Below are 25,170 nucleotides of genomic sequence, written 5' to 3' on the forward strand. Positions count from 1 at the left end.
GATCTTCTTCGCCGCATCGCACCATCCCGAATGGGCCGAACGTTGCCGCGTCCGGTCGCGATGGTCATTTGATGACCCACAAAGAAGGGGACGCACCATATGGATTGGTTCTACTCATTCCCGAAAATGAATGACGAGACACTCCGCAATTTGAAAAAAACCATGGATGAGGGCTTCAAGGCCTTCACCCGCAGTTACGGCGATGTGATCGAGTCATTTTTCCAGCCGCTGCAATACTTCCTGATCCAGGCCGAAAAATTCATGACGACGACGCCCTGGCCGATCATGGTCCTGCTGATCGCCGGCATTGCCTGGCTCGCCAGCCGCAACTGGAAGATCGTGGCCGGAACGGTCATCACCCTGCTCCTGATCGGCTATTTCGACATGTGGAGCGATGCGATGAAGACCATCGCGATGATTTTCGTCGGCACCGTCGTCTCGGTCGTCGTCGGCATTCCCATCGGCATCATCATGGCCCGTTCCGACGGTTTCCAGCGCATCGTCAACCCGATCCTTGACGTCATGCAAACCATGCCGAGCTTCGTCTACCTCATTCCCGTGGTCATGCTGCTCGGCATCGGCAAGGTGCCCGGCCTCATCGCCGTGGTGATCTACGCCATTCCGCCGATGATCCGCCTGACCAATCTCGGCATCCGGCTCGTCGACAAGGATGTGCTCGAGGCGGCCGATGCCTTCGGCTCATCCAGCTGGCAACGCCTGAAGAACGTGCAGATCCCCCTCGCCCTGCCCACCATCATGGCCGGCATCAACCAGACGATCATGATGGCGCTCGCCATGGTGGTCATCGCCTCGATGATCGGCGTCCAGGGCCTCGGCCAGCCGGTTCTGCGTTCGGTCAACGGCCAGTTCTTCTCGCTCGGACTTTTCAACGGTCTTGCCATTGTCGGCATTGCCATCATTTTTGACCGCGTCAGCCAGGCCTATGGCATGCGCCTTCAAAAGCACCAGGAGGTGGTTCATGGCTGATCGTTCCGTTCAGGGCGCCGGTATCCAGATCAAGAATCTCTACAAGATTTTCGGCCAGAAACCGGGAGCTTACGTCGATGCCGTCAAGAAAGGCATGACCAAGACCGAGCTCAACGAAAAATACAACCACGTGCTCGGCCTGCGCGATATCAATATCGATATGCCCGCCGGCTGCATCCAGGTGGTCATGGGCCTCTCGGGTTCGGGCAAATCGACGCTGATCCGCCACATCAACCGGCTGATCGATCCGACGGTCGGCGAGGTCATCATCGGCAACGCCGATGTCTGCAAGATGAACCAGAACGACCTGCGCGAGTTTCGCCGCCACAAGACAGCGATGGTTTTCCAGAAGTTTGCGCTGCTTCCCCACCGCACGGTGCTCGACAACACGGTCTATGGCCTGGAAATCCAGGGCCTGAGCCGGGCAAAGCAGGAAGAACAGGCACGGCGCTGGATCGAGCGCGTCGGCCTGAAAGGCTTTGAGGAGAATTATCCCAACCAGCTTTCGGGCGGCATGCAGCAGCGTGTGGGTCTTGCCCGTGCGCTCACCAATGACGCGCCGATCCTGCTCATGGACGAAGCCTTTTCCGCCCTGGATCCGCTGATCCGCATGGATATGCAGTCCGTGCTGCTCGACCTGCAGAAGGAAATCAAGAAGACCGTGGTGTTCATCACCCACGATCTCGACGAAGCGCTGCGGCTCGGCGACCGGATCGCCATCCTGCGCGATGGCGAGGTGGTGCAGCAGGGCACGGGACAGGATATCGTGCTGAAACCTGCGGACGAATATATCTCGAGCTTCGTCAAGGAAGTGAACCGCGGCCGGGTGATCATGGTCGACACCATCTCGACCAAGGGCGACGGCTCGGCCAATGCGGGCGGCGTGACGGTTATGACCGGAACGATCCTCGAGGAAGCGGCCAAGACCATGACCGACGCCAACCAGCAGCACGCAACGGTTGTTGATGAGGCCGGCAAGCCGCTCGGCGTCATCAGCATGAACAACCTGATCCAGGCGATGGTCACCCCCATCAGCCATCTGACCCATCAGGCGGCGGAGTAGGCGTTCCCACCCCCCTCTGGGCTGCCGCCCATCTCCCCCACAAGGGGGGAGATCACATTGGCAGGAACGCTTTCGCGCTATTCTCAGTGTTGAAGATTGGCTGAAACAATCGTGACAGCTGATCTCCCCCCTTGTGGGGGAGATGTCTGGCAGGACAGAGGGGGTGAAAGACCCTCTTCATGAAAAACCACGCCAACTTATCCACCACTTCCCAACCCACGTTATTCTCATCCCTGTCCTTTCCGGCGGGAATGCTTCCGGAAACTTTCGAAAGTCGGGAAAGGATCGGCGCTTCGGCTTCACAGGGAGAAAACCTGTGCTGCCGGGGAGGCTTGGCCCGGTGGTGGACCATTGGGCAAAGCTTGAAAACGTCGGGGCGGGTGGTCCCAGGATCGCAAGCATTGCATACCAGAATACCCAAGACCCGCGTTCCAGGGACCGCCCGTCTTTCCCACCTTTCAACAGCCAGACGCGACAGCGGGCGTGGCAACGGAGAAGAGCGTTGCAGAACAATCCTGCGTGGTTCGACAGGCTCACCATGAGGAAAGTTGAGGATTGCAGGGAGCACTATTCTCGCAACTTTTGCGATTAGCATTGCAACCAAACCACTTCCCTCATGGTGAGCCTGTCGAACCACGCACCACGCACTGTAAACCACGCAACCCGCCCATTTCACCCGTCCGCCACCCATGTCGCTTCCCTTGCGCTCGGCGTCGCTCAGGCCGCGCACGATTGCCCCATCTCTGGTGATAGTGGCACCATCGCAAGTGAAGGGCATGAGCTATGAGTGAACCGGCAGCAGACATCGAAATCCCCGCAACGGCACGCGATCATGGCCGGCGTGGCGGACGCTCCCGCCCCCGCAGCGTTGAAAGCGGCGCTTTCGACCAGCCGCCGTTCCGGCAGCTGAAAATCCCGTTCACGCCGACCAAGATCATCTCCGACGACGAGCTGGAATCGATCCACAATGCCTCGCTGCGCGTCCTGCAGGAGATCGGCGTCGACGTGCTGCATGACGGTGCGCGCGAGATCATGAAGACGGCAGGCGCCGACGTGCGCCCCGGCTCGCAGCGCGTGCATTTCGACAAGGACATGATTCTTGAATATGTCGGCTATGCGCCGTCGGAATTCACCCTGCATGCCCGCAATCCCGCGCACAATGTGCGCTTCGGCGGCAACAACCTGATTTTCGCGCAGATGGGTTCGGCGCCCAATTGCTCCGATACGGACAATGGCCGGCGCTCCGGCAACCAGGCGGATTTCCGCAACTTCGTCAAATTGGCGCAGATGCACAACATCATCAACACCACGGGCGGTTATCCCGTCGAGCCGATCGACATCCATCCCTCGGTGCGCCACCTCGAATGCATCCGCGATCTCGCGACTCTGTCCGATAAGGCATTCCATATCTATTCGCTCGGCAAGGAGCGCAATCTGGATGGTATCGAGATCGCCCGTCTTGCCCGCGGCATCAGCCAGGAGCAGCTGCAGAACGAGGCCTCCTGCTACACCATCATCAACACCAATTCGCCGCTGAAGCTCGACGTGCCGATGATGGAGGGCATCATCCATATGTCGGGCAACGGCCAGATCGTCATCGTCACGCCGTTCACGCTGGCGGGCGCCATGGCGCCGGTGACCATCGCCGGGGCGCTGGTGCAGCAGAATGCCGAAGCGCTCGCCGGCATCTCCTTCACCCAGATGGTCAGGAAGGGTGCGCCGGTCGGCTATGGCGGCTTCACCTCCAATGTCGACATGAAATCCGGGGCACCCGCCTTCGGCACGCCGGAATACATGAAGGCGCAGATGGTCGGCGGCCAGCTTGCCCGCCGCTACAAGATCCCCTACCGCACCTCCAATGTCTGCGCCGCCAACACGGTCGATGCACAGGCGGCCTATGAATCCGTCTTCTCGCTGTGGGGCGCGATCCAGGGCGGCGGCAATTTCATGCTGCATTCCGCCGGCTGGCTGGAGGGTGGCCTCTGCTGCTCCTACGAAAAGATGATCCTCGATTTCGACCTGCTGCAGATGGTAGCGGAATTTTTGACCCCGCTCGACCTGTCGGACGACGCGCTCGGCATCGAAGCCATGCGCGATGTCGGTCCCGGCGGCCATTTCTTCGGCACCGCCCACACCCAGTCGCGCTACAAGACGGCCTTCTACGCCCCGATCATTTCCGACTGGCGCAATTACGAGACGTGGCAGGAGGCGGGTTCGCCCACGGCCATCGAACGCGCCAACCGGGTCTGGAAGGAACGGCTTGCCACCTATGAGAAGCCCGCCATCGACCCGGCCATCGAAGAAGAGATCAATGCCTTCGTCGCCCGGCGCAAGGCCGAGGGCGGCGCGCCGACCGACTTCTGACCGCCGCACCGGAATCAAACGCACAACACGTTGAATCACATTTCCATACAAGAGGCATAAGTGAATGAAATCGCACGTTAAAGCAGTAGTCATTGGCGGCGGCGTAGTCGGATGTTCGGTCCTTTACCATCTCGCCCGCGCCGGCTGGACCGATGTCCTGCTGATCGAACGCTCGGAGCTGACATCGGGATCGTCCTGGCACGCGGCAGGCGGTTTCCACACGCTGAACGGCGATCCGAACGTCGCCAAGCTGCAGGCCTATACGGTCAGCCTCTACAAGGAAATCGAGGAACTCTCCGGCCAGTCCTGCGGCCTGCATCTGACCGGCGGCGTGATGATGGCCGACAGTCCAGAGCGCATGGACTTCCTGCGCCTTGCCCATGCGCGGGGCCGCTATCTCGGCATGGATACGGAGCTGATCACCCCTTCCGAAGCCAAGGCCATGTTCCCGCTGATGGACGAAACCAATTTCGTCGGCGCCATGTGGGATCCCGTCGAAGGCCACCTCGATCCATCCGGCACCACCCACGCCTATGCCAAGGCCGCCCGCAAGCTGGGCGCCGAGATTTCCCTGCGCAACCGCGTCGTCGAACTGACGCAGGAAGTCGACGGCACCTGGAACGTCGTCACCGAACAGGGAACAGTGAAGGCCGAACATGTGGTCAATTGCGGCGGCCTGTGGGCGCGCGAAGTCGGCCGCATGGTCGGCCTCGAACTGCCGGTTCTGGCGATGGAGCACATGTATCTCCTCACCGAAGACGTTCCGGAAGTGATGGAATTCAACCAGTCGACCGGACGCGAACTGATCGGCGTCATGGATTTCAAGGGCGAGATCTACACGCGGCAGGAACGCAACGGCATCCTGCTCGGCACCTATGAGAAGGCGGCCAAGCCGTGGTCGCCGGTCAACACCCCGTGGGATTTCGGCCATGAACTGCTGGCTCCGGATATCGACCGCATCGCCCCCTCCCTCGAAGTCGGTTTCAAGCATTTCCCCGGCATCGAAAAGGCCGGCATCAAGCAGATCATCAATGGCCCCTTCACCTTTGCACCCGACGGCAACCCGCTCGTCGGTCCCGTTCCCGGCCTGACCAATTACTGGACCGCCTGCGCCGTCATGGCCGGGTTCAGCCAGGGTGGCGGCGTCGGTCTTGCCCTTTCCAACTGGATGGTGCACGGCGAACCCGGCTTCGACGTCTGGGGCATGGATGTCGCGCGCTTCGGCGAATGGGCCACGCTGCGCTATACCAACGCAAAAGTGCGCGAAAACTATTCGCGCCGCTTCTCCATCCGCTTCCCCAACGAGGAACTGCCCGCCGCACGGCCGCAGCAGACCACGCCGCTCTATGACACCATGCTGGCGCAGAACGCCGTCATGGGCGATTCCTGGGGTCTTGAAACCCCGCTCTGGTTCGCACCCAAGGGCACCGAAGCCAAAGATATCGTTTCCTATCACCGCTCCAACGATTTCGAGCATATCGGCAATGAGGTCCGCGCCACGCGTGAGCGGGTCGGCGTCACCGAAATCGCCAACTTCGCCAAATACGAAGTCACCGGCAGCGGGGCTGAAGCCTTCCTGTCGCGCCTGATGACCAACACGATGCCGAAAGCCGGCCGGCTGGTCCTCACCCCCATGCTGAACGAGAAGGGCAAGCTGATCGGCGATTTCACCATCGCCAAGGCAGCCGAAGACCGTTTCCTCATCTGGGGTTCGTCCGCCGCCCAGCGCTATCACATGCGCTGGTTCCAGCGGCACCAGCCGAAAGACGGGACGGTGCATATCCACCGCTTCGACCAGACGCTGGTCGGCCTGTCCATCGCCGGACCGAAAGCACGTGACCTTCTCGCCAAACTCGTCGACGAGGACGTGTCGAACGCTGCCTTCCGGTTCATGGATTTCCGCGAAATGGCCGTCGGCGGTGCGCCCTGCAAGGTCAACCGCATTTCCTATACCGGCGATCTCGGCTACGAAATCTGGATGGAGCCGGCCTATCAGCGGCTGGTCTATACCGCCATCAAGGCTGCGGGCGAGGAATTCGGCATTGTCGATTTCGGCATGCGTGCGCTGCTCTCCATGCGGCTTGAGAAGAATTTCCCGACCTGGTTCCGCGAACTGCGCCCGATCTACGGCGTTTATGAAGGCTCGATGGATCGTTTCATCAAGCTTGGCAAGAACGACTTCATCGGCCGCGAGGCTGCAGCGCAGGAAAAGGCCGAATTCGATGCCGGGACCAGCAAGAAGCTGCGGCGGGTCTCGCTGATCATCGACGTGCCACATGGCAATGGCGCTGCCGATGTCATGGGCGACGAGCCGATCTGGGCCAGGGTCAGCAAGGATTACGGCGTCGTCGAGGCCGGGCATGGCATCGGCGCACCGCGCTTCAACGATGCGGGCGCGGTCGTGTCCTTCGAAGGCGACAAGGGTGCGGTGCAGGGTGAATGGCGCGTGGTCGGCTGGGTCACGTCGGGCGGCTATGCCCATCATGTCGGCCATTCCATGGCACAGGGCTATGTGCCCGCCGAGCTTGCCGACAACGAGAATGCCGGGCTGTTCGAGGTCGAGATTTTGGGTCTTCGCCGCGCCGCCCGTATCAACATCGAGCCGCCCTTCGATCCATCCGGTGCCAAAATGCGCGGGTGATCGGATCGCTGCAGAATCTGTGGTGCGTGGTTCGACAAGCTCACCATGAGGGAGGTTGAGGATTGCAGCCCACCCAGTTCCCTCATGGTGAGCTTGTCGAACCACGCACGATAGATATGCAATGTGGATCTAAACAGCCACACCCTCAAACGCCGAGACAAAGGGCAGGCCCTTGCGCCTGCCCGTCCAGCCCACGACGATGAGGGCACTGGCGGCCTCATGGTGACGCTGGGCGAGCGCCCACGATTTGCAGTCGATCGCGGCGACATCGGCGCGGCCTGACGCCACCGCCCCGATGGACAGGCGGTGGCCGCCGGTCTCGACAAGCCGCGTGAACAGGTTGAACCCCTCGCCCCGCAGCGCCAGGTCGCGCTCGATGGCGAGATAGCCCGACATGGAATCAGGACTGTTGAAGGCAAGACGCTTGCCGCGCAGGCGATCCACCGGCAGGACCGGTTCGCCGCCGCGCGGTGCCGGAACCGCCAGCCCCTCGCCCCGGCGCATGACAAGCGCGCTGGAATAGAACACCTCATCGCCGCCCGCCACGCCGGAATAGTCGTCCTGCCCCGCCACATGCACATGGGCGGCAAGGCCGAGTTCCATCGGTCCCCAGCACGTCTGGGCGAGCAGGAGCGCCGGATGGCGCCACAGCGTCGGCAGATCAAGTTCGTGGGGCGGCAGCGTTGCGGGATCGGGCGCAATCACCGCGCCCGAGGCATCACGGATACCGCCGGGAACGGGCGGCAGGTCGCCATTGCGCCGCGTCAGGTAATCCGGTGCGTCAAAACCTTTGGCCCGCAGTCTGTCGCGCAGGACAAGCCACTGCGCATCCACTTCGGCGCGGCGTTCCGGCCAATCATACATCGGCAAAGCTGCAATAGGGATCATGCGGGAATGTTACTCTGTCGGAGGCTCGGCGGGAATAGGCACGCTGGTGCCGCCCTGCAGGGAAATGCCGTGGCGGCGCGGGTGGAAAGCCCGGGCCGTTGCCGGTTCGCGGCGCAGCACCGGGTGCGCAACCTCCTCCTTGCTGCGGAAGGCATAGGCGCGCAGGATCTCGAAATAGTTGCGGAAGACGTAGCCGCCATTCATGGCTTTCCACTCCTCCCGCTGCTCGCTGTAGAGCTTCGGCAGCTTGTACCACGGAACGGTCGGCCGCTTGTGATGGACGAAATGCAGGTTGTTGTTGAGGAACAACAGCGCCAGCGGCGATTTCTCGACAATGATCGTGCGGCCATCCGGACGCTCGGACCATTGATGCTCGCAATAGGTGCGGATGGCGATGATCGACAACCCCGCATAGGCCGATGTCACGGCATAGAGCCAGAGCGGAATGCCGAACGCCAGCAACAGCGCAACCAGAATGACCAGCCCGGCGGCGTGTGACAACCAGGCATTGCGGACCTTGCGGTCGCCGCCCGAAATCAGCCTGGCCTCGCTGATAAGAAAGCCGATCACCATGAGGACCGGCCCGATGACAACCCGGCCAATGAGCGTATTGTTCCAGCGCAGCAGGGTTTTCAGAGCACCCGGCAGTTTATCCCAGTCGCCCAGCGCCCGGTAATAGCTCTCCGGATCGTCATAGGGATCGGTCAGCCGTTCATCCGCATGGTGCTTCAGGTGCAGATGCTTGTAGCGGCGATAGGGATAGAACAGGCCGAGTGGCAGGGAGACGAGAAGCTCGTTCAGCCAGCCGCTGCGTGTGGGATGTCCGTGCAGGGCTTCGTGCTGCAGCGAGGAGTGAAACGCCACCGCCACCGCCATCAGCGCCAGGGCCGCGAACGGCATGGCGGGATAGACGTATGCTCCGGCTGCGAACCACAGTCCGTAGCAGACGAGCATCAAGCCAATGGTTGGCCATTCGATGCCGGGGTGTTTGCGTTCCCGGCCGGTTTTGTCAGTTGGTTCTGCTGTATGTACTTCTGATTCCATGATTTTCATGGTCTCACTGTCCAAAACTGTCAGCAATGATATTATTGTGAGAAACCGTTGATTTTGCGCACCAAATCTTGCATTTGTTGTACTCAGTAAACAAAGAGGCGGAAAAATGGACAAACGCGATCTGTCGCGCCTGTTTCAGGAGCGGATCAGGAGCCTGCTCAACCGCAGCGGCAACAACCAGTCATCCTTTGCGGCAGCGGTCGGCATCGACCGCTCCGCCCTCTCCCAGCTCCTGTCCGGCCAGTCCACCCGCCTGCCGCGCGTGGAAACGCTGCTCAACATTGCCGAACGTTATGCCGTTTCGCTGGACTGGCTGCTGGGCCTCAGCCAGGACGAGGGCATCATCGGCGAACTGCGCGCCAGCATGGAGATCGAGGAGGGTGTCGACGGCTTTGAGCGGACGCTGCTGGTGCGCTGGCATGCGGAGGCCTCGGGCAGCAAGATCCGCTATGTCCCGGCCCGCATTCCCGACCTCCTGCGCACCCAGGCGGTGATCGCCTACGAGACATCGCTGGTGCACCGCGACCCCGTCACCCAGATCGCCGAAACCGCGTTCCGGCTGGACTACAACCGCCAGCCCGGCACGGATATGGAAGTGTGCATGCCCTACCAGACCCTGCGCGATTTCGCCAAGGGCGGCGGCATCTGGGGCGACCTGTCCCGCGATATCCGGGAAGAACAGCTGCAACGGATGAGCGTGCTGATCGACGAGCTCTACCCGTCCTTCCGGCTCTATCTGTTCGACGGGCGCGAGCGCTTCTCCGTGCCCTACACGGTCTTCGGCCCCTACCGCGCCGCGATTTTCGTCGGCGAGATGTATCTTGTCCTCAACACCACGGAAGCTGTCCTGACCATGCAGCGGCATTTCGACGGGCTGATCCGCGTGGCAAAGATCAACGCGCACGAGGTCGCCGCCTATATTTCCACGCTCAAGGCCGAATGATGCGGCAGCACTTGTCGCAAATGAAGATTGACCACATATAAAGACTTCCTTATATCGTTATCTAAATAGCACCATAGGAACGCGCCATGACCACAGCCAATCCGCTTGCCGAACTTCTTGCTGAAAAAGGTGTCCTTTTGGCTGATGGCGCGACGGGCACGAACCTGTTCGCATCGGGTCTTGAGGCTGGTGAAGCCCCGGAACTGTGGAATGAAGCCCAGCCGGAAAAGATTCTTGCCCTGCATCAGGGCTTTGTCGATGCGGGGGCTGACATCATCCTCACCAATTCCTTCGGCGGCACGCGGCATCGCCTGAAACTGCATCACGCGCAGGACCGTGTGTTCGAGCTGAACAGGAAGGCCGCCGAACTCGCGCGCGCCGTCGCCGACAAGGCGGGGCGCAAGGTAATCGTCGCCGGATCGGTCGGACCGACGGGCGAGCTGCTGGTGCCGCTTGGCGCACTGACCGAAGAGGACGCCGTTGCCGCCTTCACCGAACAGCTGGAAGGCCTGAAGGCCGGCGGCGTCGATGTGGCCTGGATCGAAACCATGTCCGCACCCGGTGAAATCCGTGCCGCTGCAGAAGCGGCCGTCAAGGTCGGCCTGCCCTATGTCTATACCGGCTCGTTCGATACGGCGGGGAAGACCATGATGGGCCTGCCGCCGAAGGATATTCACGCCGTCGTCGATGGACTTGCCGCGCGCCCTGTCGCCGTCGGCGCCAATTGCGGTGTCGGCGCCTCGGATATTCTTGCGTCGCTGCTCGACATGTCGGAGGCCGATCCGCAGGCCACCATCGTCATCAAGGGCAATTGCGGCATTCCGGAATTCCGCGGCGCGGAGATTTTCTATTCCGGCACGCCGGAGCTCATGGCCAATTATGCGCATATGGCAATTGACGGCGGCGCAAAAATCATCGGCGGCTGCTGCGGCACCTCGTTCGTGCATCTGGCCGCCATGCGCAAGGCGCTCGACAGCCATGTCAGCGGCATCAGGCCGACGGTAGAGACCATCATCGAAACCATCGGGCCGATGCGCAACAAGCTGTCCGCCCATGCCGATGACCTGCCCAAGCGCGAGCGCCGCGGCCGCCGGGGCTGAAATCGCGCCCTTTGAGGCAATGTCGTGGTGCGTGGTTCGACAAGCTCACCATGAGGGAGCTTGTGGGCTGCAATCAAACCACTTCCCTCATGGTGAGCTTGTCGAACCACGCACATTGATCCTGCAATCCTTCGAGACAAAAATGGCCGGGAAATCCCGGCCATTTGCTTTTCAACAATGCAACAAACCTATTTCTCACCATCCAGCGCATCGGCCAGCCGCACCAGCGACAGGAACTCGCTGCGATAGCCGAAGGCATCGTCGCCGCGCGATCCCGCGCCGAGCCTGGCGATATCGGCATAGCTGTAGCTCGCCAGGCTATCCGTCCCGCGCAGCTTCTGACCAAAGGCGGCAACGGCCGTGGAGAACCGCACATCGTCCGATGCGGCTGCCGAAACCTCATTGGCCTTGGTCACGGGCGTCGTGATCAGCTTGCTGACGTCCCCGTTCGGCAGCTTGTAGCGGATCTTGAAGAAGGCATATTCGTCCGATCCCGCTTTCGCATCGGCAGTTGCTGCATTCGGCTTGGCGTAGCGCAGGTCGTCGGTCAGCACCGCCGGACTGTTCTTCGGCGTGATCTCGTAGATCGCCGTCACCGTATGCCCCGAGCCGATTTCACCGGCATCGATGCGGTCATTGTTGAAATCCTCGCGCTTGAGGGCACGGGTTTCGTAGCCGATCAGCCGGTATTCTGCGACGGTCGCCGGATTGAACTCGACCTGGATTTTCACATCCTTGGCAATCGGAAACAGCGTCGAGGTTGCTTCCTGCACCAGCGTCTTTTCCGCTTCGGCCAGCGTATCGATATAGGCGGCGGTGCCGTTGCCGTTCTGCGCCAGAACCTGCATCATCTCATCGTTGTAATTGCCCTCGCCGAACCCGAAGACCGACAGAAACACGCCGGATTTGCGCTCGTCCTCGATCAGTGTCTTCAGTTCATCGTCGCTGGACTGGCCGACATTGAAATCGCCGTCAGTGGCCAGCATCACGCGGTTGACGCCGTCCTTGACGAAATTGGCCCTGGCGAGGCGATAGGCCTCCTTGATACCCGCTTCGCCCGCCGTCGATCCGCCCGCTTCCAGCCGGTTCAGCGCGTCAAAGATTTTTGCCTTGTCCTTCACCTCCGTCGGCTCCAGCACGGTCCCGGCATTGCCCGCATAGGTGACGATGGACACCTTGTCCTTGGGATCAAGCTTGCCCACCAGCATGTGGAAAGCGGATTTCAGCAGCGGCAGCTTGTCCGGCTCATCCATCGATCCCGAGACATCGATCAGGAACACCAGGTTTGCGCGCGGCTTTTCCGCCGGGACGACATCATAGCCCTTGATGCCGATATGCATCAGCTTGGTGTTCTGGTTCCACGGGGTCGGCGTCACGGTGATCGTGGTGTTGAACGGCGTCTCGCGGCTCTGCGGCCCTTTCCAGTCATAGGGGAAATAATTGATCATCTCCTCGACGCGCACGCTGTCGGGATCGGGCAAGGCACCGTCCTTCAGCGCGCGGCGCACCATGGCGTAGGATGCCGTGTCCACGTCGATCGAGAATGTCGATACCGGATCATCGGCCACGCGCTTGACCGGATTGGTGTCGAACCGCTGGACCCGGTCGCCCGAGGGTTGCTGCGGGGCAATGCTGTCCTGCGCCATTTCCACGGCGGGCGCGGGCATGGGAGCCATCGCCACCGGCTTTTCGGCGGCCGAACTTGCCTGCCCGACGGTTTTCGAACTGCTGAGTGCCTCGATCTGCCTGGCAAGCGGCGCCTGCTTGACGGCCGGCTGGCTCGGTGCCGCCGGTTCAACCGCTGGCAGAGGTTGCGGCTGCACGGGTTTCGGCTCGTCGACCTGCGGCTGCTGCGCCTCTATCGTGACGGGAGCCTGCTGATCCCCCGCCAGCATGCGCGGGTCGTGCATCATATTCCAGGAGATATAACCCGCGACCGGCAGGATCAGCAGGCCGCCGAGGGCCGATGTCGTCAGCAGCAATTTCTTTTCCATCGTTTCACTCCACAATTGGGTTGCGATGGAACTGAGACGCCGGACGAATCCGCTTCCTTGGGTCTGCACTGCAGTTTTTTTTGCATCGGCGTCGTCGAACGCCCGCATGGCCGCCTGCAGTGCGGCGCGCCTGGCTGCATCGGCAGGCGGTGGCGGCGTCTTGCGGCCGAGCTGGTTCAGGTCCTGATCGTCGGTCATATCAAAAGCCCTCCGGCGCGCGCAGGATGCGCTTCAGCCGTTTCTTGGCATCGTGGATGTGCCACGAAACCGTGGCTTCGGCGCAATCGAGCACTTCGGCTGCGTGCGCATGATTCAAGCCCTCCCCATAGACCAGCAGGACGGCATCCGCGGTCTTGTCAGGCAATGTCTTGACCGCCGCCCACAGGGCGGTGACGTCATCATCCCCGGCATCGGGAGGGGGAGCGTCACTCAGCAGTTCGCGGTGATAGGCCTCGGCCTTGCGCTTTTCGCGCGCATGGCGGCGCAGGTGATCACGCGCGGCATTCAGCGTCATCCGGTAGAGCCAGGTGCGCAGCAGCCCCTCGCCGCGCCATTGCCGGATCGCACTGCCGAGCTTGATGCAGACATCCTGCGCAATATCCTCCGCATCGTTGCGGTTGCCCGACCAGCGCCAGGCGATGCGGTGGATGAAATCGTAGTTCTGCTCGATCAGGAGCCCGAATGCGCTGCGGTTCCCTGCCCGCGCCTGCGCCACAAGGGTTGAACTATCCGCCGTGTCATCCGTCAATCCGGAAGTATCCAAAATGCCTGTCACCCTGTTCATCGCAGCTTTGACGATGCGACGGCGTCAATCCTTGGGTGAAAAAATGCAATCAATCAAAATATTTTTTGGCTGACGTCAGGCCGCGGCAAATGCCGCCATGTGAAAGCGCTGCTGGTCCGCCGTATAGGCGTGTTCACGGCCGACGGGACAGGCCAGGCGGGCAAGACACCCGCCGTCCATGCAAAGCGCGCCTTCCGGCACCGCGAGATGACTGCGGCAGCGGTCCACAGCGAAGCGCGCGCCGTCGAAAGCATCGACCGGACAGGCGCGCAGGCAGGGCTTTTCGATGCAGGTATCGCAGGGATGGTTGTTCAACGGGACAGCGGGAAAACCGATTGCCCTGTCAAACAGCAGCGCCCCGCGAAACGCCTGCCAGAGCCCATATTCGGGATGGATCAGCAGCCCCAGCGGCGAAGCAGACAGGCCTTCCGCCCGCTTCGCCCATTGCTGGAAGGGCAGATAGGGCCTGTCCGACGGAAACACCGCCTGCCCGTCCAGTTCGACCGCAACTTGCGTCAGCACCGCCTTGGACCATGCATCCAGCGGATCGGGCTGATCGCGGTGCGACTGCCGCCACCGGGTAAAATGCGGCCAGATCGATGAGCCGAAATGGCCGATGAGCACCACGCTGCGGGCTGCAGCACCGCCGTGCAGGCCGGGCGCTGCCTCATCGGGTCCAAACACGAAACCGCCGCGCGGAACGAGACCATGCGGTTCCAGCGCGGCGGTGATCTGGTCAAGGAAAGGATCGGCAAAGATCATCCGGGGCCCGGACCTTTGACAGCAGAGGCCCAGACTTCCTGATGGATCAGATTGGCCACTTTAGCCCGGCCGTCCTCGGGCTTCTTTCAGGTGAATGCGTCGGGCATCGACGCCTTCTTCTTGGCGATGAATTCCTTCAGCGATTCGTCGATGGCCGGATCGAGATACGGCGCCTCGTAGCTTTCAAGCCAGCGCCGTGCCAGCTCGTTGCCGCGCTGGTCGGCACGTTTTTCGCCTTCGGCCAGCCATTGCTCGTAGGAATTGTTGTCGGCAATGTTCGAGCGGTAGAACGCCGTCTGGAAATTCGCCTGCGTGTGGTCGCAGCCGAGATAATGGCTGCCCGGGCCCACCTGGCGGATCGCGTCCATGGCCTGGCCGTTCTCCGAGAGGTCGACGCCTTCGGCAAATTTCTGCGCCATGCCGAGCTGATCGATGTCCATCATGAACTTTTCATAGGAGGACACGAGACCGCCCTCAAGCCAGCCGGCCGAATGCAGCACGAAATTCGTCCCGGCCAGCAGTGTCGAGTTCAGCGTATTGGCGCTTTCATAGGCCGCCTGCGCATCGGAAACCTTCGAGGCGCAGAGCGAACCGCCGGTACGGAACGGCAGTCCGAGACGCCGCGCCAGCTGTGCCGCGCCGTAGGAGACGAGCGAAGGTTCCGGCGTGCCGAATGTCGGCGCGCCAGACTGCATCGAGATCGACGAGGCGAAGGTGCCGAAAATCACCGGAGCGCCCGGACGGATCAGCTGGGTGAAGGACGCACCGGCCAGCACCTCCGCCAGAACCTGCGTCAGCGTGCCGGCGACGGTCACCGGGCTCATCGCACCGGCGAGAATGAACGGCGTGACGATGCAGGCCTGATTGTTGCGGGCATAGACCTTCAGCGCACCGACCATCGTCTCGTCGAAGACCATCGGCGAGTTCGCGTTGATCAGGCTGGTCAGGACCGTGTTCTGGTCGAGATAGTCCTCGCCGAACACCAGCTTGCACATGGCAATCGTGTCTTCCGCGCGCTCGGGCGCGGTGACCGAGCCCATGAACGGCTTGTCGGAATATTTGATGTGCGCATAGATCATGTCGAGATGGCGCTTGTTGACGGGCACATCCACCGGCTCGCACACGGTGCCGCCGGAATGATGGATCGACGGCGCCATATAGGCGAGCTTCACGAAATTGTTGAAGTCCTCGATGGTCGCGTAGCGGCGGTTGCCGTCGAGATCGCGCACGAAGGGCGGACCGTAGACCGGTGCGAACACCGTGGCCTTGCCGCCGATCTGTACGGACCGTTCGGGATTGCGCGCATACTGCGTGTAGACCGACGGCGCGGTTTTCAAAAGCGACCGGGGAAGCCCCTTGGGGAAATGCACCCGCTCGCCTTTGACATCGGCACCGGCTTCGCGCCAGAGCTGCAGGGCTTCCGCATCGTCGCGGAACTCGATGCCGACTTCTTCAAGCACGGTATCGGCATTGGCTTCGATCAGCGCCAGCCCTTCCTCATCCAGCACTTCATATTCGCGAATCTTGCGCGTGATAAAGGTGAGCGACTTGCCCGGGCCGCCGCCGGAACGGGCGGCACGGCGTGCAGCAGCGCCTGCACCGGCACCGCGCCCGCGGCGTCCGCCGCTTTCTGCAGTGTCCACGGGTGCGTCGGCTGGCGTTTCCTGATTCATTTTCTCTCTCCAGGCGCTTGATGCGCGGATTGGTTCTTCGGTCATGACCTCAACACCCAAATCCTACCCGCGACACATATCGGGGCGTTCCCGTGTGCGTCAAACAATGGCGCATGGAAGACAAACAGACAGTCGTTTTCGTCATTTACGAGGTCGCATTTAAGCAATGCGTTTTCAGCAACTTGCCCGATATGTTAAGGGAATGCCAGTACCGGTACAAAGCTGTGCATAACGCTTGAGAGGAAGAACACCCATGGCCGACGATGAAATCATTCTTTCGGAGCTTTCGGACGACGAACTCGTCGAACAAATGCACGACGATCTGTACGACGGATTGAAGGAAGAAATCGAGGAAGGCACCAATATCCTGCTCGAGCGCGGCTGGGTCCCCTACAGGGTTTTGACCGAAGCGCTCGTCGAAGGCATGCGCATCGTCGGCGAGGATTTCCGCGACGGCATCCTCTTCGTGCCGGAAGTCCTGTTGTCGGCCAATGCGATGAAAGCCGGCATGTTCATCCTGCGCCCTCTCCTTGCCGCCACCGGCGCGCCGAAACAGGGCAAGCTCGTCATCGGCACCGTGAAGGGCGACATTCACGACATCGGCAAGAATCTCGTCGGCATGATGATGGAAGGCGCGGGCTTCGACGTCATTGACCTTGGCATCAACAACCCGGTCGAGAACTATCTCGCCGCCATCGAAGAGCACAAGCCCGACATTCTCGGCATGTCCGCCCTGCTGACGACGACGATGCCCTACATGAAGGTCGTCATCGACACGATGAAGGAAAAGGGCATTCGCGACGATTACGTCGTGCTGGTCGGCGGTGCTCCGCTCAACGAGGAATTCGGCAAGGCCGTCGGTGCCGACGCCTATTGCCGCGATGCGGCCGTCGCGGTGGAAACCGCCAAGGACTACATGAAGCGCAAGCACAACCAGATGTCCGGCGCCTGAACCGGAACAAAACGGCCGCATCCAAATGCGGCCGTTTTTCAAACATAATATGGGTTTGCTGAAATCGGCCTTCTCAGACCTGGGGATCAGTTGGCAGCTTTTACAACCCTGTGACCAGCGGACTGGGTCGCATTCACGGTATTGGCTGTATCTGCACCCATGCCGCGGATGGTGTTGGCGCAGCCGGCAAGAGCGACGACAGCAAGAACAGCGGCAATTGGTACAACGCGTGATAGTTTCATGGACAGGGTCTCCCGTTCTGATAGAATTTAATCAACGTTCGCATAACGCGATGGAGCGAAATCAGTTCCATGAATATAAGCCGGAACTCGAATAATACGCCGGAAAAGGTCCGGGTGATCGCCTGTGGCATGATTGCCCGCGAAATACTGGCCATCCGCGAGCAATTCGGCCTCGATCATATCGAACTGAAATGCCTGCCCGCCGTTTATCACCATTACCCCCAGAAAATCGCCCCATCGGTTGACCGGGCCATTGTACGGGCCAAGGCTGAAGGCATCAAGCGTATCTTCGTCGGCTATGCCGATTGCGGCACCGGCGGCCTGCTCGATCAGGTCTGCGCGAAGCATGGCGTGGAGCGAATCGCGGGGCCGCACTGCTTCTCGTTCTATGTCGGCAACGACGCCTTTGCCTCCCGATGGGAGGACGACATGACGTCGTTCTTCATGACCGACTTCCTCGCCCGGCATTTCCAGGCCTTCATGGTCAAGCCGCTTGGCCTCGACCGGCATCCGGAACTGCGCGACATGTATTTCGGCAATTACACCAAGATGATCTACCTCGCCCAGACCGACGACCCCAAACTCGATGCCAATGCGGAACGGGCCGCGGAATTTCTCGGCCTTGCCTATGAGCGGCGCTTTACCGCCTATGGCGATCTGGTCCCCGCCCTGACACGGGCGGCGGCACCCGCCGCGCCTTGACGCTTTCCTTTCTGTCCCCAAATCGGCATGTTGCCTCCAACGGAATCGAATACAAAGGACAGTTCCATGGTGTCTCGAAGCCTTTTTGCCGTCATGATCGGCCTGAGCATGCTGACTGCCGCCCATGCGGATGGCGCAATCACCAGGATCATCACCGCGTCTGACAGCAAGCGTCTCGAACAATACGAGCAGACAAAGGCCAAGGCCCTGACGCAGGCCAGGGCGAGCGGGACTGCGGCGGATGTGCGCCTGGTCGATGACCTCTTGAAGCGGCCCGGCCTGCCGTTCAGCCAGGATTTCGACATGACCGGCAACTGGCAGTGCCGGACAATCAAGCTTGGCGGCATGGCCCCGGCACTCGTTGTCTATGGCTGGTTCAAGTGCAGGGTCACCGACGACGGCTCGGGCTGGGCGCTGGAAAAGGTGACGGGCTCGCAGCGCACAAAGGGCCGGTTCTACACCGAAAGCGACACGCGCCTGACCTATCTCGGCACCGGCTATGTCGCGGATCAGAAACCGGTGAAATACGGCGCAGGTCCGAAAACCGACGAAGCCGGTTATGCCTACCGCACCGGCAAGAACGCCTTTCGCATCGAATTCCCGGCACCCTATTACGAATCCCTGCTCAACGTCATGGAATTCAAGCGCTGAAGACGACGCGTGATTGCAATGTCACCCCGGCCATTCATGGGGGACCGGGGTTGAAGACAGATATCCCGCTAAAATCCCTGTCGCAAAAGCAACAATGGTGCACGTCGCATTTGAGGGCGCGCACGTCGTGAGATAGCAAGCTTAACCCCTGATTTTCCGGCAAAACGGTCCTCGTTGGAGGATAAAGTGCATGGCCGATCTCATTGTCGTTTATTGGCGGGACATTCCTGCTCAGGTGACCGTCAAAAAGGGACGCCAGGCCGCAAAACGTGAACTTCCTCTTCGATTTACTGAGGCCATCGACATGTGTGCGATGCGCATAGGCGCCCGGGATTCGGACGCCTATCTGGCAGAATGGCGCCGGGGAACACCGGTGCCGGTGAGTGACGATCTGGACGCAGAGGCTGATGCAGCCCTCGCCCGTATCGACAGCGAATATCATCGGGAGCGCCTTGTAGCGCTGGTAAAGGCAGGCGGACATGACAATTCATGAATTGAAAGCAAAGCCAATGACAAAGATCGCAGCATCCATCGAAGTGGCCGCGCGCCAGGCGATTGACTCACAGGACCTGCCGGGTCTGTTTCCGGAAGGGACGCGTGTTTACATCACCGACATGGGCACCGATGGCGTGGACACGCTCACCGCTGCCGCCAAGCGCATTCATGATCTCGGCTACAAGCCCGTGCCGCATTTCGCCTCCCGCCGCCTTGGAACACGGGCAGCCCTTGAAACCCGCATCCGCCGCGCCGCTGAAGAAGCAGGGGTGACCGACGTGCTGGTCATCGGCGGCGGCCTCGAACGGCAGGCCGGCGAGTTCTCCTCCACCATGGAAGTGCTGGAAACCGGCTTTTTCGACAAATACGGCATCACCGAGATGGGCGTTGCCGGCCATCCCGAAGGCAGCCCGGAGTTTTCCGAGGCCGTGGCACTGGAAGCCCTGCGCCTGAAGAAGAATTTCGGCGAGCGCACCGGCGCCCGTCTGCGCGTCGTCACGCAGTTCGGTTTCGACGCCGAGCGTTTCATCCGCTATGCCGAATCCCTGCGCGAACATGGCGTTGATCTGCCCGTGCATCTCGGCGTTGCCGGTCCCGCCAAGATCACCACGCTGATCAAATATGCCGCCATGTGCGGCGTCGGCAACTCGATCAGCTTCCTGAAGAAGAACGCCCTGTCGCTGACAGCGCTCGCCACCAGCCATTCGCCGGAAGGCGTGGTCGGCCCGATCGAGCAGCATGTCATCAACAGCCCGGCCTCCGCCATCAAGCAGATCCACATTTTCCCGTTCGGCGGCCTGAAGAAGTCCTCCGAATGGCTGGTCGATCGCGGCTCCTGGAACGTCGCAACCGGCCACTACGCATCCGCAGCAGCGAATTAAGGATTGCCTGAATGACCCGCACCATCGTTGCCTCGGCGACCAGAGAAATCATCATCGGATTTGACCAGCCTTTCTGCGTGATCGGCGAGCGCATCAATCCGACCGGCCGCAAGAAACTCGCGGCCGAGATGATCGAAGGCAATTTCGACACGGTCATCAAGGACGCGCTGGAGCAGGTTGCTGCCGGCGCAACGATGCTCGACGTCAATGCGGGCGTCACCGCCGTCGATCCCAATGCGACGGAACCGGGCCTTCTCGTCAAGACCCTGGAAATCGTGCAGAACCTCGTCGACGTTCCCCTGTCCATCGACAGTTCCGTCACCGCCGCCATCGAAGCTGCACTGAAGGTTGCCAAGGGCCGCCCGCTGGTCAATTCCGTCACCGGTGAAGAGGAAAAGCTTGAAGCCATCCTGCCGCTGATCAAGAAATACAACGTTCCCGTCGTCGCCATCTCGAACGACGAGACCGGCATTTCCATGGACCCGGACGTGCGTTTCGCCGTTGCCAAGAAGATCGTGCAGCGCGCCGCCGATTTCGGCATTCCGGCGCATGACATCGTTGTCGATCCGCTGGTCATGCCGATCGGCGCACTCGGCGATGCGGGCCGCCAGGTTTTCGCATTGCTGCGCCGCCTGCGCGAGGAACTGAAGGTCAACACCACCTGCGGCCTTTCCAACATCTCCTTCGGCCTGCCGCATCGTCACGGCATCAATGCCGGGTTCATTCCCATGGTGATCGGCGCCGGCATGACATCGGCGATCATGAATCCCTGCCGTCCGCAGGAAATGGAAGCGGTGCACGCCGCCAACGTCCTCAACGGCACCGACGCCAACTGCACCTACTGGATCAAGAAATATCGCGACCACCAGCCGGCCGCGGCCGGGGCAGCGCCTGCTGTTTCGGTGCCAGCCGACGCCAATGGCGGCGCGCGGCGGCGTGGTGGCCGTGAAGCGCGGCGCGGCGCCGCAGGCTGACTGTTTGCACCGGGCCAACCGCTCGGCATAGAAAGGCGGCGGGCGTGAATGCCCCTCGCCTTGAAGTCTTGGAGCATTGATCGTGGACGCACCCGTGAAAGACAGTGAAGCATCGGCAAAGGACGCACTTGTCCTGTTCATGCCGTCGGGCAAGCGCGGGCATTTTCCAGTCGGCACGACCGTGCTGGAAGCGGCGCGGACCCTGGGTGTCTATGTGGAAAGCGTCTGCGGCGGGCGCGGCATCTGCGGCCGCTGCCAGATCGACGTGCAGGAAGGCCGCTTCGCCAAGCACGGCATCACCTCCTCCAACGACCACATTTCCGAATTCGGCCCCAAGGAAAAGCGCTATGCCGAAAAGCGCGACCTGAAGGACGGGCGCCGCCTTTCCTGCTCGGCGACCATTCTGGGCGATCTCGTCGTCGACGTGCCGCAGGACGTGCAGGTCAATGCGCAGGTCGTGCGCAAGGATGCCGATACGCGCATCATCGAGCGCAATCCCGCCGTGCACATGTGCTATGTCGAGGTGGAAGAGCCCGACATGCACAAGCCGCTGGGCGATCTCGATCGCCTGAAGGCAGCGCTGGAAAAGGAATGGGGCATCCGCAATCTCGACGTGGACGCCTATCTGCTGCCGCAGATCCAGAAGATCCTGCGCAAGGGCGAATGGTCGGTTACCGCCGCCATCCACCACGACGAGGAAACATCGCGGCCGGTGATGATCGGCCTGTGGCCGGGCCTGAAGAACGAAGCCTATGGCATCGCCTGCGATATCGGTTCCACCACCATCGCCATGCACCTGTCGTCGCTGCTGTCGGTGCGCACCATTGCCTCGGCCGGAACGTCCAACCCGCAGATCCGCTTCGGCGAAGACCTGATGAGCCGCGTCTCCTACGTCATGATGAACCCGGACGGCCGCGAAGGCATGACCAATGCGGTGCGCGAAGCCATCAATGAACTGATCGGCAGGGTCTGCGCCGAGGGCAATGTGGCGCGCGAAGACATTCTCGATGCGGTCTTTGTCGGCAATCCGATCATGCACCACCTCTTCCTCGGCATTGACCCCACGGAACTCGGCGGCGCACCCTTTGCGCTTGCCGTGTCCGGTGCGGTGCATCTGAAAGCCAGCGAAATCGGCCTTGCCATGAATCCCGGATCGCGGGTCTACATGCTGCCGTGCATCGCCGGCCATGTCGGCGCCGACGCCGCTGCAGCGACGCTCGCGGAAGGCCCGCACCGGCAGGACGAGATGATGCTGCTCGTCGATGTCGGCACCAATGCGGAAATCGTGCTCGGCAACCGCCAGCGCACCGTTGCCGCCTCCTCCCCGACCGGCCCCGCCTTCGAAGGCGCCGAAATTTCCGGCGGCCAGCGCGCCGCGCCCGGTGCCATCGAACGCGTGCGCATCGATCCCCTGACGCTGGAGCCGCGCTTCCGCGTCATCGGCACGGAACAATGGTCCGATGAGGCAGGCTTTGCCGAAGCGGTACAGGCCAGCGGCATCACCGGCATCTGCGGCTCGGCCATCATCGAAGTCGTCGCGGAAATGTACCTTTCCGGCATCATTTCCGAAGATGGCGTGGTGGATGGCAGCCTTGCCGCCAAATCACCGCGCATCCGGCCAACGGGCCGTACCTTCTCCTATCTGCTGCATGAGGGGTCGCCGACCATCATCATCACGCAGAACGACGTGCGGGCGATCCAGCTGGCCAAGGCCGCGCTCTATGCCGGCGTCAAGCTGCTGATGGACAAGCAGGGCATCGACCATGTCGACCAGATCCGCTTTGCCGGAGCTTTTGGTTCCTTCATCGATCCGAAATACGCCATGGTGCTCGGGCTCATCCCCGATTGCGACCTCGACAAGGTGAAGGCGGTCGGCAATGCGGCAGGCACGGGCGCGCGCATGGCGCTGCTCAACCGCGACTACCGACGCGAGATCGAAGACACCGTCACCCGCATCGAAAAGATCGAGACGGCGCTGGAGCCAAAATTCCAGGAGCACTTCGTCTATGCCATGGCCATGCCCAACAAGATCGACCCCTTCCCCAAGCTGTCGCTGGCCGTCACCCTGCCGCCGCGCAAGAATGTCGGCGAGGATGGCCAGGCGGGCGATGCCACGCCGCGCCGCCGCTCACGCGAGGACAGGGCCGCCCGCCGGTCGCGCGAATAAATCCATTCACTTGAGTTTGCCGCGCGGGGAAATTCCGCTATCAACATCCACCATGATTGATTCCGGACCTGTTTCCCCATGATTGCCTGCTTTGACATCGGTGGCTCGGCCATCAAGGGTGCAATGGCCTATGCGCCCGAAGACATACGGCCGCTGCCCAAAGTGCCGACGCCCCTGCATGATTTCGACGCCTTTGCCGGTGCCATCGAAAAAATTGCGGCGGATGGCGGCGCCGGTCCGACATCGCTGATCTCGATTTCCATCGCCGGGGTGGTCGACGCCGACAGCGGCCGGATCACCTGCGCCAATATTCCCTGCATCCACAACCGCCCGCTGGTAAAGGACCTCAGCGAGAAACTGGGCCGTCCGGTGCTTGTCGCCAATGATGCCGACTGCTTTGCCCTGTCGGAAGCCGTTGTCGGCGCCGGACGCGGCCACCGCGTGGTGTTCGGCATCATTCTCGGCACCGGTGTCGGCGGCGGGCTGGTCATCAACGGCAAGATCCATGAAGGCGCCGGCGGTTTTGCCGGAGAATGGGGCCATGGGCCGATTTCCGCAACCTGGGCCGGCAATCCGCCCATCGCCATTCCGCGCTATGCCTGCGGCTGCGGCCAGGTGGGCTGTGTCGACGCGGTGGGCGCAGCGCGCGGCATGGAGCGGCTGCACGCCCATATCCACGGTGTCGACCTGCCGAGCACCGAAATCATCGCCGCCTGGAACAGGGGCGACGCGGCGGCCGAGCGCACCATCGACTGCTACATCGATATCGTCAGCGGCCCGCTGGCCATGACGCTCAACGTCGTCGGCGCATCGGTTGTACCCGTCGGCGGCGGCCTCGCCAATGCCGTTCCGCTGATCGAGCGGCTGGACCGGGCGGTGCGTGACCGCATCCTGTGGAAGACCGGCAAGCCGCTGGTCATCCCCGGAGAATTGAAAATCGAACCCGGCCTGATCGGTGCCGGCGTTCTCGGATTGATGGGCGAAACACGATGAGCGGCATTCTCCTGGAAGTCTGCGTCGATGATTCCAACGGCCTTGCCGCTGCCATAACGGGCGGTGCCGACCGGGTGGAACTGTGTTCGGCGCTGGAACTCGGCGGATTGACGCCAACACCGGGCCTGATCGGCCAGGCGATTGCCTCACCCATCCCGATCTATGCGATGATCCGCCCGCGCCCCGGCAATTTCGTTTTCGGTGAAGCCGATATCGATGCCATGCTGCGGGAAATCGACATGATCCGCAGTGCGGGCCTTGCCGGTGTCGTTCTCGGCGCGAACCACGCCAATGGCAGCCTCGACCATGCCACGCTGGAACGCCTCATGCGCAATTGCGACGGGCTGGGCGTGACGCTGCACCGGGCCTTCGATCTCGTGCCCGACCTCGGCGAAGCCGTTGAAACCGCTGTCGGACTGGGTTTCGAGCGCATTCTCACATCCGGCCGGATGCCGACCTCGGCGCAGGGGATCGGCGATCTGGAAACGACCTTCGCTTTCGCCGCCGGGCGGATCAAAATCATGCCCGGCTCCGGCGTGAATATCGGCAATGCGGACGCACTCCTGCAGCGCATTCCGTTCCGGGAAATCCATTCGTCCTGCGCGGTTCCGGCAGAACCGGTCAGCGCCGCCGCGCAGCGGCTCGGATTCGAAACCGCCACGCAGAAACGCACCAGTGTTGAGCTGGTCAAGGCGTTGAAAGCATTTTGCCTGACGCGTTGAGGTGTTGGGTGAATTGACACCCCCCTCTGGGCTTCCGCCCATCTCCCCCACAAGGGGGGAGATCACATCGACATCAACGCTTTTGCCGACTTTGCAATGTTTCAGAACTGATCGAAACAGTAGTAAAGGCTGATCTCCC

At 61.6% G+C, this 25,170-nt stretch carries 22 protein-coding genes; 15 read left to right on the top strand and 7 right to left on the bottom strand.

Features of this window, described 5'->3' with window-relative positions; translation table 11 throughout:
- The first annotated feature begins 99 nt into the window (after nt 1-99).
- The 4 genes from AC1Q5O_RS08900 (at nt 100) to AC1Q5O_RS08915 (ending at nt 7,055) form a co-directional block, all read left to right on the top strand.
- The gene (locus AC1Q5O_RS08900) at nt 100-987 is read left to right on the top strand and encodes an ABC transporter permease (RefSeq protein WP_223612836.1); all 888 of its coding nucleotides are present in this window, start codon (nt 100-102) and stop codon (nt 985-987) included.
- On the top strand, nt 980-2,050 hold the full coding sequence (locus AC1Q5O_RS08905) for a quaternary amine ABC transporter ATP-binding protein (RefSeq protein WP_346307457.1): 1,071 nt from the start codon (nt 980-982) through the stop codon (nt 2,048-2,050). The genes AC1Q5O_RS08900 and AC1Q5O_RS08905 overlap by 8 nt, the downstream gene beginning before the upstream one ends.
- A gap of 783 nt (nt 2,051-2,833) precedes the next feature.
- The gene (locus AC1Q5O_RS08910) at nt 2,834-4,414 is read left to right on the top strand and encodes a trimethylamine methyltransferase family protein (RefSeq protein WP_464661161.1); all 1,581 of its coding nucleotides are present in this window, start codon (nt 2,834-2,836) and stop codon (nt 4,412-4,414) included.
- Nucleotides 4,415-4,478: 64 nt separating this feature from the next.
- Nucleotides 4,479-7,055: a GcvT family protein gene (locus AC1Q5O_RS08915; protein ID WP_492562459.1), complete on the top strand. Its 2,577-nt coding sequence runs from the start codon at nt 4,479-4,481 to the stop codon at nt 7,053-7,055.
- A 129-nt stretch (nt 7,056-7,184) separates the two neighbouring features.
- Here AC1Q5O_RS08915 and AC1Q5O_RS08920 read toward each other — a convergent pair whose 3' ends face one another.
- Together AC1Q5O_RS08920 and AC1Q5O_RS08925 are read right to left on the bottom strand one after the other, a co-directional pair.
- Nucleotides 7,185-7,943 (bottom strand): phosphate/phosphite/phosphonate ABC transporter substrate-binding protein, encoded by a 759-nt coding sequence (locus AC1Q5O_RS08920; RefSeq protein ID WP_492562461.1) that lies wholly within the window; start codon nt 7,941-7,943, stop codon nt 7,185-7,187.
- A 9-nt stretch (nt 7,944-7,952) separates the two neighbouring features.
- Nucleotides 7,953-8,987, bottom strand: coding sequence for a fatty acid desaturase (locus AC1Q5O_RS08925; protein WP_492562462.1), 1,035 nt, complete (start codon nt 8,985-8,987; stop codon nt 7,953-7,955).
- 115 nt (nt 8,988-9,102) lie between these two features.
- Between AC1Q5O_RS08925 and AC1Q5O_RS08930 the strand changes: the two genes are divergently transcribed.
- Both AC1Q5O_RS08930 and bmt read left to right on the top strand, forming a co-directional pair.
- Nucleotides 9,103-9,939: a helix-turn-helix domain-containing protein gene (locus AC1Q5O_RS08930; RefSeq protein ID WP_492562463.1), complete on the top strand. Its 837-nt coding sequence runs from the start codon at nt 9,103-9,105 to the stop codon at nt 9,937-9,939.
- 86 nt (nt 9,940-10,025) lie between these two features.
- Nucleotides 10,026-11,039: a betaine--homocysteine S-methyltransferase gene (bmt, locus tag AC1Q5O_RS08935; protein WP_492562464.1), complete on the top strand. Its 1,014-nt coding sequence runs from the start codon at nt 10,026-10,028 to the stop codon at nt 11,037-11,039.
- Between the two features lie 188 nt (nt 11,040-11,227).
- Here the strand turns inward: bmt and AC1Q5O_RS08940 are convergent, their stop codons facing one another.
- From AC1Q5O_RS08940 to AC1Q5O_RS08955, 4 genes are all read right to left on the bottom strand, one after another.
- Nucleotides 11,228-13,231, bottom strand: a complete 2,004-nt coding sequence (locus AC1Q5O_RS08940; RefSeq protein ID WP_492562466.1) for a vWA domain-containing protein — start codon at nt 13,229-13,231, stop codon at nt 11,228-11,230.
- Between the two features lies 1 nt (nt 13,232).
- Complete coding sequence (locus AC1Q5O_RS08945; RefSeq protein WP_492562468.1) at nt 13,233-13,781, bottom strand: RNA polymerase sigma factor; 549 nt, start codon at nt 13,779-13,781, stop codon at nt 13,233-13,235.
- A gap of 111 nt (nt 13,782-13,892) precedes the next feature.
- Nucleotides 13,893-14,579: a hypothetical protein gene (locus AC1Q5O_RS08950; protein WP_492562469.1), complete on the bottom strand. Its 687-nt coding sequence runs from the start codon at nt 14,577-14,579 to the stop codon at nt 13,893-13,895.
- An 86-nt stretch (nt 14,580-14,665) separates the two neighbouring features.
- On the bottom strand, nt 14,666-16,252 hold the full coding sequence (locus AC1Q5O_RS08955; RefSeq protein ID WP_346306714.1) for a trimethylamine methyltransferase family protein: 1,587 nt from the start codon (nt 16,250-16,252) through the stop codon (nt 14,666-14,668).
- Nucleotides 16,253-16,505: 253 nt separating this feature from the next.
- Between AC1Q5O_RS08955 and AC1Q5O_RS08960 the strand changes: the two genes are divergently transcribed.
- Nucleotides 16,506-17,204, top strand: coding sequence for a corrinoid protein (locus AC1Q5O_RS08960; RefSeq protein ID WP_091877729.1), 699 nt, complete (start codon nt 16,506-16,508; stop codon nt 17,202-17,204).
- Nucleotides 17,205-17,290: 86 nt separating this feature from the next.
- Here the strand turns inward: AC1Q5O_RS08960 and AC1Q5O_RS08965 are convergent, their stop codons facing one another.
- Nucleotides 17,291-17,446: an entericidin domain-containing protein gene (locus tag AC1Q5O_RS08965; RefSeq protein ID WP_223612824.1), complete on the bottom strand. Its 156-nt coding sequence runs from the start codon at nt 17,444-17,446 to the stop codon at nt 17,291-17,293.
- Nucleotides 17,447-17,515: 69 nt separating this feature from the next.
- Here AC1Q5O_RS08965 and AC1Q5O_RS08970 point away from each other — a divergent pair, with 69 nt between their 5' ends.
- The 8 genes from AC1Q5O_RS08970 to AC1Q5O_RS09005 all read left to right on the top strand — a co-directional run bounded on the left by AC1Q5O_RS08970 (nt 17,516) and on the right by AC1Q5O_RS09005 (nt 25,031).
- On the top strand, nt 17,516-18,148 hold the full coding sequence (locus AC1Q5O_RS08970) for a DUF1638 domain-containing protein (RefSeq protein WP_492562472.1): 633 nt from the start codon (nt 17,516-17,518) through the stop codon (nt 18,146-18,148).
- Nucleotides 18,149-18,214: 66 nt separating this feature from the next.
- A complete protein-coding gene (locus AC1Q5O_RS08975) occupies nt 18,215-18,799 on the top strand; it encodes a DUF4893 domain-containing protein (RefSeq protein WP_288192463.1) in 585 nt (194 codons plus the stop codon).
- A 190-nt stretch (nt 18,800-18,989) separates the two neighbouring features.
- Nucleotides 18,990-19,292 (top strand): virulence factor, encoded by a 303-nt coding sequence (locus AC1Q5O_RS08980; RefSeq protein WP_091877734.1) that lies wholly within the window; start codon nt 18,990-18,992, stop codon nt 19,290-19,292.
- 16 nt (nt 19,293-19,308) lie between these two features.
- Entirely contained in the window at nt 19,309-20,175 is an 867-nt protein-coding gene (locus tag AC1Q5O_RS08985; protein ID WP_492562474.1) for a methylenetetrahydrofolate reductase, read from the top strand.
- 11 nt (nt 20,176-20,186) lie between these two features.
- The gene (locus tag AC1Q5O_RS08990; protein ID WP_463012151.1) at nt 20,187-21,149 is read left to right on the top strand and encodes a methyltetrahydrofolate cobalamin methyltransferase; all 963 of its coding nucleotides are present in this window, start codon (nt 20,187-20,189) and stop codon (nt 21,147-21,149) included.
- Between the two features lie 139 nt (nt 21,150-21,288).
- Nucleotides 21,289-23,316 carry an ASKHA domain-containing protein gene (locus AC1Q5O_RS08995; protein ID WP_472462463.1) on the top strand — a complete coding sequence of 676 codons (2,028 nt, stop codon included), beginning with the start codon at nt 21,289-21,291 and terminating at the stop codon, nt 23,314-23,316.
- A gap of 78 nt (nt 23,317-23,394) precedes the next feature.
- Nucleotides 23,395-24,309, top strand: a complete 915-nt coding sequence (locus AC1Q5O_RS09000; RefSeq protein ID WP_492562475.1) for an ROK family protein — start codon at nt 23,395-23,397, stop codon at nt 24,307-24,309.
- Complete coding sequence (locus tag AC1Q5O_RS09005; RefSeq protein WP_223612818.1) at nt 24,306-25,031, top strand: copper homeostasis protein CutC; 726 nt, start codon at nt 24,306-24,308, stop codon at nt 25,029-25,031. Before AC1Q5O_RS09000 ends, AC1Q5O_RS09005 begins: the two co-directional genes overlap by 4 nt.
- The last annotated feature ends 139 nt before the right edge of the window (nt 25,032-25,170 follow it).

Source organism: Phyllobacterium sp. MT110 (genome assembly GCF_058792715.1).

Excerpts from the sequence above, each read along its gene's own strand:
- AC1Q5O_RS08910 (WP_464661161.1), top strand. The coding sequence starts at position 2,834 with ATGAGTGAACCGGCAGCAGACATCGAAATCCCCGCAACGGCACGCGAT.
- AC1Q5O_RS08955 (WP_346306714.1), bottom strand. The coding sequence starts at position 16,252 with ATGAATCAGGAAACGCCAGCCGACGCACCCGTGGACACTGCAGAAAGC.
- AC1Q5O_RS08985 (WP_492562474.1), top strand. The coding sequence starts at position 19,309 with ATGACAAAGATCGCAGCATCCATCGAAGTGGCCGCGCGCCAGGCGATT.
- AC1Q5O_RS08975 (WP_288192463.1), top strand. The coding sequence starts at position 18,215 with ATGGTGTCTCGAAGCCTTTTTGCCGTCATGATCGGCCTGAGCATGCTG.
- AC1Q5O_RS08980 (WP_091877734.1), top strand. The coding sequence starts at position 18,990 with ATGGCCGATCTCATTGTCGTTTATTGGCGGGACATTCCTGCTCAGGTG.
- AC1Q5O_RS09005 (WP_223612818.1), top strand. The coding sequence starts at position 24,306 with ATGAGCGGCATTCTCCTGGAAGTCTGCGTCGATGATTCCAACGGCCTT.
- AC1Q5O_RS08960 (WP_091877729.1), top strand. The coding sequence starts at position 16,506 with ATGGCCGACGATGAAATCATTCTTTCGGAGCTTTCGGACGACGAACTC.
- AC1Q5O_RS08965 (WP_223612824.1), bottom strand. The coding sequence starts at position 17,446 with ATGAAACTATCACGCGTTGTACCAATTGCCGCTGTTCTTGCTGTCGTC.
- bmt (WP_492562464.1), top strand. The coding sequence starts at position 10,026 with ATGACCACAGCCAATCCGCTTGCCGAACTTCTTGCTGAAAAAGGTGTC.
- AC1Q5O_RS08940 (WP_492562466.1), bottom strand. The coding sequence starts at position 13,231 with ATGACCGACGATCAGGACCTGAACCAGCTCGGCCGCAAGACGCCGCCA.
- AC1Q5O_RS08930 (WP_492562463.1), top strand. The coding sequence starts at position 9,103 with ATGGACAAACGCGATCTGTCGCGCCTGTTTCAGGAGCGGATCAGGAGC.
- AC1Q5O_RS08905 (WP_346307457.1), top strand. The coding sequence starts at position 980 with ATGGCTGATCGTTCCGTTCAGGGCGCCGGTATCCAGATCAAGAATCTC.
- AC1Q5O_RS08915 (WP_492562459.1), top strand. The coding sequence starts at position 4,479 with ATGAAATCGCACGTTAAAGCAGTAGTCATTGGCGGCGGCGTAGTCGGA.
- AC1Q5O_RS08925 (WP_492562462.1), bottom strand. The coding sequence starts at position 8,987 with ATGGAATCAGAAGTACATACAGCAGAACCAACTGACAAAACCGGCCGG.
- AC1Q5O_RS08920 (WP_492562461.1), bottom strand. The coding sequence starts at position 7,943 with ATGATCCCTATTGCAGCTTTGCCGATGTATGATTGGCCGGAACGCCGC.
- AC1Q5O_RS08970 (WP_492562472.1), top strand. The coding sequence starts at position 17,516 with ATGAATATAAGCCGGAACTCGAATAATACGCCGGAAAAGGTCCGGGTG.
- AC1Q5O_RS08900 (WP_223612836.1), top strand. The coding sequence starts at position 100 with ATGGATTGGTTCTACTCATTCCCGAAAATGAATGACGAGACACTCCGC.
- AC1Q5O_RS08995 (WP_472462463.1), top strand. The coding sequence starts at position 21,289 with ATGCCGTCGGGCAAGCGCGGGCATTTTCCAGTCGGCACGACCGTGCTG.
- AC1Q5O_RS09000 (WP_492562475.1), top strand. The coding sequence starts at position 23,395 with ATGATTGCCTGCTTTGACATCGGTGGCTCGGCCATCAAGGGTGCAATG.
- AC1Q5O_RS08950 (WP_492562469.1), bottom strand. The coding sequence starts at position 14,579 with ATGATCTTTGCCGATCCTTTCCTTGACCAGATCACCGCCGCGCTGGAA.
- AC1Q5O_RS08990 (WP_463012151.1), top strand. The coding sequence starts at position 20,187 with ATGACCCGCACCATCGTTGCCTCGGCGACCAGAGAAATCATCATCGGA.